The 6,276-nt window shown below is 69.7% G+C and carries 8 protein-coding genes; 4 read left to right on the top strand and 4 right to left on the bottom strand.

What is annotated here, in order from left to right; genetic code table 11:
* The coding region (locus LDL49_RS54225; RefSeq protein WP_443689906.1) for a DNA-directed RNA polymerase subunit beta at window positions 1–600 on the top strand (600 nt) is incomplete at its 5' end.
* A 172-nt stretch (window positions 601–772) separates the two neighbouring features.
* On the top strand, window positions 773–1,165 hold the full coding sequence (locus LDL49_RS54220; protein WP_225302789.1) for an FAD-dependent oxidoreductase: 393 nt from the start codon (window positions 773–775) through the stop codon (window positions 1,163–1,165).
* On the opposite strand, the gene LDL49_RS54215 is transcribed toward LDL49_RS54220, so the two are convergent.
* From LDL49_RS54215 to LDL49_RS54205, 3 genes are all read right to left on the bottom strand, one after another.
* Window positions 1,098–2,246: an RNA-guided endonuclease InsQ/TnpB family protein gene (locus LDL49_RS54215; protein ID WP_225302788.1), complete on the bottom strand. Its 1,149-nt coding sequence runs from the start codon at window positions 2,244–2,246 to the stop codon at window positions 1,098–1,100. The two genes, LDL49_RS54220 and LDL49_RS54215, sit on opposite strands and share 68 nt — an antisense overlap.
* Before the next feature lie 248 nt (window positions 2,247–2,494).
* Window positions 2,495–3,034, bottom strand: coding sequence for a 2'-5' RNA ligase family protein (locus LDL49_RS54210; RefSeq protein ID WP_225302787.1), 540 nt, complete (start codon window positions 3,032–3,034; stop codon window positions 2,495–2,497).
* Between the two features lie 66 nt (window positions 3,035–3,100).
* The gene (locus LDL49_RS54205) at window positions 3,101–3,979 is read right to left on the bottom strand and encodes a helix-turn-helix transcriptional regulator (protein WP_225302786.1); all 879 of its coding nucleotides are present in this window, start codon (window positions 3,977–3,979) and stop codon (window positions 3,101–3,103) included.
* Window positions 3,980–4,151: 172 nt separating this feature from the next.
* On the opposite strand from LDL49_RS54205, the gene LDL49_RS54200 reads away from it, so the two are divergent.
* Both LDL49_RS54200 and LDL49_RS54195 read left to right on the top strand, forming a co-directional pair.
* Entirely contained in the window at window positions 4,152–5,207 is a 1,056-nt protein-coding gene (locus LDL49_RS54200) for an aldo/keto reductase (RefSeq protein WP_225302785.1), read from the top strand.
* 50 nt (window positions 5,208–5,257) lie between these two features.
* Window positions 5,258–5,554, top strand: a complete 297-nt coding sequence (locus LDL49_RS54195) for a putative quinol monooxygenase (protein WP_225302784.1) — start codon at window positions 5,258–5,260, stop codon at window positions 5,552–5,554.
* A gap of 225 nt (window positions 5,555–5,779) precedes the next feature.
* Here the strand turns inward: LDL49_RS54195 and LDL49_RS54190 are convergent, their stop codons facing one another.
* Entirely contained in the window at window positions 5,780–6,274 is a 495-nt protein-coding gene (locus tag LDL49_RS54190) for a DinB family protein (RefSeq protein WP_225302783.1), read from the bottom strand.
* Window positions 6,275–6,276 lie beyond the last annotated feature (2 nt).

Raw genomic sequence — 6,276 nt, 5'->3', positions numbered from 1 at the left:
GACGGCGCCCACGAGGAAGAGATCGTCGGCCTCCTCGACAGCACGATTCCCAACCGTGACGGGGATCGGCTGGTTCAGCACAGCGGGAAGGCCCGGCTGTTCGACGGGCGTAGCGGTGAGCCGTTCCCCTATCCCATCGGCGTCGGCTACATGTACATCCTCAAGCTGCTCCACCTGGTCGACGACAAGATCCACGCACGTTCGACCGGCCCCTACTCCATGATCACCCAGCAGCCGCTCGGCGGTAAGGCCCAGTTCGGTGGCCAGCGCTTCGGTGAGATGGAGGTGTGGGCTCTGGAGGCCTACGGCGCCGCCTACGCCCTCCAGGAGCTGCTGACGATCAAGTCCGACGACGTCCAGGGTCGCGTGAAGGTCTACGAGGCGATCGTCAAGGGCGAGAACATCCCCGAGCCGGGAATCCCCGAGTCCTTCAAGGTCCTCATCAAGGAAATGCAGTCGCTGTGCCTGAATGTCGAGGTGCTCTCCAGCGACGGCATGTCCATCGAGATGCGCGACACCGACGAGGACGTCTTCCGCGCCGCGGAAGAGCTCGGCATCGATCTGTCCCGGCGCGAGCCGAGCAGCGTCGAGGAGATCTGAGCGCCTTACTTGACGGCTCGGCCGCGTAACGGCCCTCGTAACAGCCCACTGTCCTCTTGTTGAGGAGACAGTGGGCTGTGCCATTCCCGGACACCTCGCGGCATGACCGGCCCGCGCGACGCCGCGACAACGAGTCCCACTCCAGGGGGTGTCATCACCCGGGACTGACCGCGTGACTGCCGAGCTGGCACCGCGGCCGGGTCGTCCTGGTCGGCGACGCCGCCTGGTGCGTCACCCTGTACGCGGCATGGGCGCCTCCAGCGGCATCGCCGACGGCGAACTGCTGGGCACCATGCTGCAGCGCCACCCTGGCGACCTGCCCGGCGCGCTGCGGGCGTGGGAGGCCCGGATGCGGCCGTTCATCCACACCGAGCAGGACAGCGCGTTCATCATGCGCAGGATCTTCACCCCGCACGACCGCAGGGAGCAGATCATGCGCACCGTGATGCTCCGCCTGATGAACCGGCCGGGCCTCGGGCAGGCCATGGGCAAGATAATCAACTGCCACTGGCTGACGCTGGTGGTTTGCTCTCGCGGTCCCGTCTGGGTGAAGGGAGGCCGGTAGCGTGTGGCTGGTTGATGGCAGCCCAGCCCGCGACGCCGCGTGCGGCGATGTTACGGGCCGCGAGGTGGTCGGCGTGCCCAGCGAGGCCACACCTTTCGCAGACGAACCGGCCCCGCGCCGGCCGGTTCGCCCGGCTGACGTATCCGCACTCCGGACAGGCCTGAGAGGTGTAGGCGGGGTCGACCAGGACGAAGGCGATCCCGGCTCGGGCGGCCTTGTAGCGGGTGAAGGTGATCTGCTGGGCGAACGCCCAGCTGTGCAGGGTGCGCCGCTGGAACCGATGAGCCCTTACCCGGCCACGGATGCCCTGCAGATCCTCCAGGGCGACACCGCGGCCGGTGCGTTCGGCTTCACGCACCACTTGCTTGCTGATTTGGTGGTTGAGGTCGGTCATCATCCGGTGCTCACGCCCGGCAAGGCGGCGCAGCACCCGCCGCGCCGAAGCAGTGCCCTTCTTCTGCAGCCGGCGGCGTTGACGGTGCCGCCGGTCCCGCAGGGTGCGGACGTGGCCGTTACCGCCGACCGGCCCAGCCAGGGCGGGGCCGGGCAGCACCACGCCGTCGCAGGTGACCGCCAGGTTCGCCACCCCTTGATCCACCCCGATGAAGCCGCCGACCGGCTCACGCACCACCGGTTGGGGCAGGGCGAGCGCAACCTGCAGCAACCACACCCCGCGCCGGCAGATCAGATCGGCCTCGCCCACGGGCAACGTGTCCACGGCTTTGAGGTCTTCTGGTCGGCCGGTGTAGGGCACGGTGGCGCGGCCGGTGGGGGTCCACAGCGACACGGTGCGGGCGTCCCGGTTGAAGCTCATCAGCCGGGCGTCATAGGGGACGGCGCCGTGCGCGCGGAAGATGTGGGCGCGTTTCTTGCTGGCGCGCCGGTTGGCGTAGGCGCCGGCGACCCGGGCGATCGCCCGCACGGCCGCTTGCTGGACAGCGCCCGCGAGCAGGCCGGCGACCGCGAGTTGTTCGCCCGCACCAGACCCAGCGCGCTGTGCGACGCGGTCATGCCGATCCTCCACCGCCACGGCCTGATCCGCCACGACCGCCCCTGGCCCGACCAGGCGTACACCATGCACGCCATACTCACCGGATTCGGCGCCGCCATGTCCGACCCGTCCTCCACTCCGCGCAGCGCCGACGACCCTGACGACATTCTCGCCGACACCGTGGGCCAGCTGCTCGACCCGCCGGTCGCTCCCGGTCAGTCGGCCATCACGGCGGCCGCCGACGACACCATCGGCGTCTTTCGCGAAACCAGGGACTGCCGTGCTGGAGCTCATCGAGCGCAGCCAGGTCACCGGAGAATGACCGCCCATGCACCGGATCAGCCGAGCAACGGGAACTCGACTTGTGGGTGCCAGCGGCTGCCGTCGCTGACGTACAGGCTGACCGAGTATATGTTGGCCGTGACCGGCAATCGTGGGGTGAGCGCGGCTTCCACCTCATGGAACACCTGGGCCTGCCGGCTGTGGGCGACCGTCAGGTGCGGGATGACCTCCGCGAACTGGCCGCCGTACGGTGGCGCTTCGGGCCATCGCGCCACGACCGCCTCGGTCAGGGCGCGGAACGGCCGCTCGGGCTTCGGCGCTAGGTAGAGCACATCAGGGAAACGCCGGCACTCGTCGAACCGGACGGCGAACGGGCTGTGCGCGCCGATCAGCGCGCTCAGGTCGTCGATGACCGCGGGCCCGATGCGATCGACGTCGAGGAAGGGGAAAAGCACCGTCACGTGCGCGGGAATCCCGGCCCGCGCGGAGGAATCGAGACGCCGCCGCCAGCGCCCGACCAGTGGCTCGGCTTCCGGCACCACGGCCAGCAAAGCTGTCTCGCCTGCTCGGTACTGTCCTGAAGCGTCATCCGACATGGCCGGATGATCTCGAACATCGCGGCAGGTTGGCCACCCGAATATCCGGGCCTGTCGAGATCTCGTTCAGGTAGCTGGAGATCGTGTAGCGGTCGGCGGGCGTTCGTTGCCGGTCCAGGTGGCCAGGAGTTGGAGCGCGGTGTGGGAGGCCGTACCCTCCTCGGCGGTGTGCATGACCAGGGCCAGTCCGGGGTCGTCCGGCAGGCGCAGGGTCTCGTAGGCCAGCTCAAGCTCCCCGACCAGCGGATGCCGGTACAGGTACCGTCCGTACCTCTTGTCCTTAACCTGGTGCTCCGCCCACAGCTCGCGGAACTCCGCGCTGTCGGCGGAGAGCTCCTCGATCAGGGCCGCCGTGGACGGGTCGGCGGGTCGGTGGCCGGCGTCCAGCCGGAGGAAGCCGACGATGGCGCGGGCCCGTGCCGGCCAGTCGGCGTAGAGGTGACGCATGCCCTCGTCCAGGAAGGTCAGCCGAGCCATGCTGCGCTGCGCCGGAGGCAGTGCACCGAAGTCGGTGATCAGCGCGGCGGCCAGCGGATTCCAGGCCAGCACGGTGGTGTTGCGGTCGACCAGGTAGGCCGGCACGTCGTGGATCGAGGACAGCAGCCGGTAGATGCCTGAGCGCAGAGGCCGACGGTCGGCGGGGCCGGGTGCGGTGGCCGGAGCCGGCCGGGCCAGGCGATGCAGGTGCGCGCGTTCGGTGGCGTCCAGCCGCAGCGCGCGGGCCACCGCGTCCAGGACTTCTGCGGAAAAGTGCAGGCTGCGTCCCTGCTCCAGCCGGATGTAGTGGTCGACGCTGACCCCGGCCAGCTGCGCCAGCTCCTCGCGCCGCAGCCCGGGGACGCGACGTCGCTGCCCGTACGCGGACAGGCCGAACTCCTCCGGACGCAGCCGGGCTCGCCGAGATCGCAGGAATTCACCCAGCTCGGCGCGTCGATCCAACACCATGCCCTCCAGTATCGCGGGCGCGCGCCGGTTGAGCCTGGTCGTGCCGTGCCTAGGCACGCGCTGTCTCTGGCTGTGCCCGTTGTCGGCCGCCCACAGTGGATGGCGTCGGAACGGTTCCGCACCGGTCACGGGCGTTGAACGCCCTGCCGGGTTCAGATCACAGGAGCAGTACGTGACCTCTTCTCACCTGCCCATCCAGCGGCTCGGCCGCACCGATATGGACATCACCCGAGTGGGCTTCGGCTCATGGGCGGTGTCGGGCTCGGGCTGGCACTTCGGCTGGGGCGACACCGACGACTCCGAGTCCATCGCCGCCATCCACCACGCCCTCGCCCGCGGCGTCAACTGGATCGACACCGCCGCCGTCTACGGTCTGGGTCATTCGGAGGAACTGGTCGGCAAGGCCATCGCCGGCCTGCCCGAGGCCGACCGTCCCTACGTCTTCACCAAGGTCGGGCTGGTCTGGGACCCGGACGACCCGAAGGCCGCGCCGCGCCGGATCATGAAGCCTGCCAGCGTACGGCGCGAGGTCGAGGACTCGCTGCGGCGGCTGGGCGTCGAGCGCATCGACCTGTACCAGGTGCACTGGCCTGACACCGGCGAATCGCTGGAGTACGCCGGCGACGGCACCGGCGCCGTCTCGCCCAACGCCACCCCGCTGGAGGAGTACTGGCAGGTGATGGCCGATCTGAAGGCCGAGGGCAAGGTCCGCGCGATCGGGCTGTCCAACCACTCGCCCGAGCAGCTGGCGGCGGCCGAGCGCATCGCTCACGTCGACGTCATCCAGCCGCCGTTCTCGGCGATCAACCGGTCCGCGGCGGCTGAGATCGCCTGGGCCCGCACTCATGACGCCGGTGTGATCGCGTACTCGCCGCTGCAGTCCGGGCTGCTCACCGGCGCCTTCTCCGCCCAGCGTGTCGCCGCCCTGCCCGCCGACGACTGGCGTACGGCCCACCACGACTTCACCACCGGCCTGCCCGCCAACCTCCGGCTCGCCGACGCGCTGCGCCCGATCGCCGAACGCCATGACACCAGCGTGGCGGCGGCGGCCATCGCCTGGGTCCTGGCCTGGCCCGGCATCACCGGCGCGATCGTCGGAGCCCGCAAGCCCGCCCAGGTCGACGGCTGGATCGGCGCGGCGTCGGTGGAGCTGACGCGCGCCGACCTCGATGACATCGCCACGGCGATGACCCGCTCCGGCGCGGGAACCGGCCCCACCCACCCTTGACCGCCTCGGAAATATCCCCCACCCCTGACCGTTGAAAGGACCATCACCCCGTGTCTCTTTGGGTCATCGCCGAGTGCGTCGCCGCTCCCGGGCAGCACGACCGGCTCCGCACGGCGCTGGAAGCCATGGTCGAACCGTCTCTGGACGAACCCGGCTGCCTGGCCTACCAGCCGTACATCGACCCCAACGATCCCGCCCGCATGGTGATCATCGAGGAGTGGACCGGCCCGCAGGCCCTCGCCGAGCACTTCACCACACCGCACTTCCGCCATGTGGAGCAGGTACTCGGGCAGATCCTCGCCCAGCCCCTGAGCATCCGGAAACTGATCGCTGCCCCGACCACCTGAACGAGCACCGTCGAGGTCGGTAGTTACAGCACCCCGTTGCCGGTCCCCTGGAGCTCACCTACCAGCCGCTCAACCTGCCCATGTCCGTCCACGAGGTAGAGGCATCCCAGTCTTAGGGAGGGACCGGTAGCGGATCAGCTGCTTCATGCGGCCGGAGTGGGGCAGCCGCAAGGCCGTCGCCGGCCGCTGCACTGGGACATGCACCGCGCGCCGGTAGCCGGCTGGTCAGCGGCCGGTGGATCCGTCGATCTGCTCGCGGAGGATGTCGGCGTGGCCGGCGTGCCGGCCGGTCTCTTCGATCATGTGCACCAGGACCCATCGCATCGATGGCGCCGGCCCTGGGCGCGAGGGTCGCGGGGCGGGAAGGGTCAGGTCTGGGCAGGCGTCGATGACCTGGTTCGCTCGCTCGACGGTCTTCCGGTAGTCGGCGAGTACGCCGCCGACAGTGTCCTCCGCGGACGGCCGCATGGTCGCGGGCCAGTCGCCGGCATCCTCACCGAGGAAGTAGAACCGTTCGACGGACGCCAGATGCTTGACCAGCCCGAGAAGGTTGGTGCCCGAGGGCACTCCGGCCGTACGGACCTGCGGTTCCGGTACACCCGCGACCTTGTCCGCGACCGCGTTCCGCAGATAGTCGAGGAAGCCCCGCAGGGTGGCCTTCTCGTCGGCGCCGGTTCGCGGCGGCGTCGTGTCCTTCGCCTGTGTGTTGGATCGCTGCATCA

This window comes from Nonomuraea aurantiaca, from assembly GCF_020215705.1.
Taxonomy (GTDB): Bacteria; Actinomycetota; Actinomycetes; order Streptosporangiales; family Streptosporangiaceae; genus Nonomuraea; species Nonomuraea aurantiaca.
This window is presented reverse-complemented; position numbering and strand designations above follow the sequence as displayed.

What these genes read in the sequence shown, in the direction of transcription:
- LDL49_RS54210 (WP_225302787.1), bottom strand. Translation starts at nt 3,034, where the DNA reads ATGTCGGATGACGCTTCAGGACAGTACCGAGCAGGCGAGACAGCTTTG.
- LDL49_RS54205 (WP_225302786.1), bottom strand. Translation starts at nt 3,979, where the DNA reads ATGGTGTTGGATCGACGCGCCGAGCTGGGTGAATTCCTGCGATCTCGG.
- LDL49_RS54190 (WP_225302783.1), bottom strand. Translation starts at nt 6,274, where the DNA reads ATGCAGCGATCCAACACACAGGCGAAGGACACGACGCCGCCGCGAACC.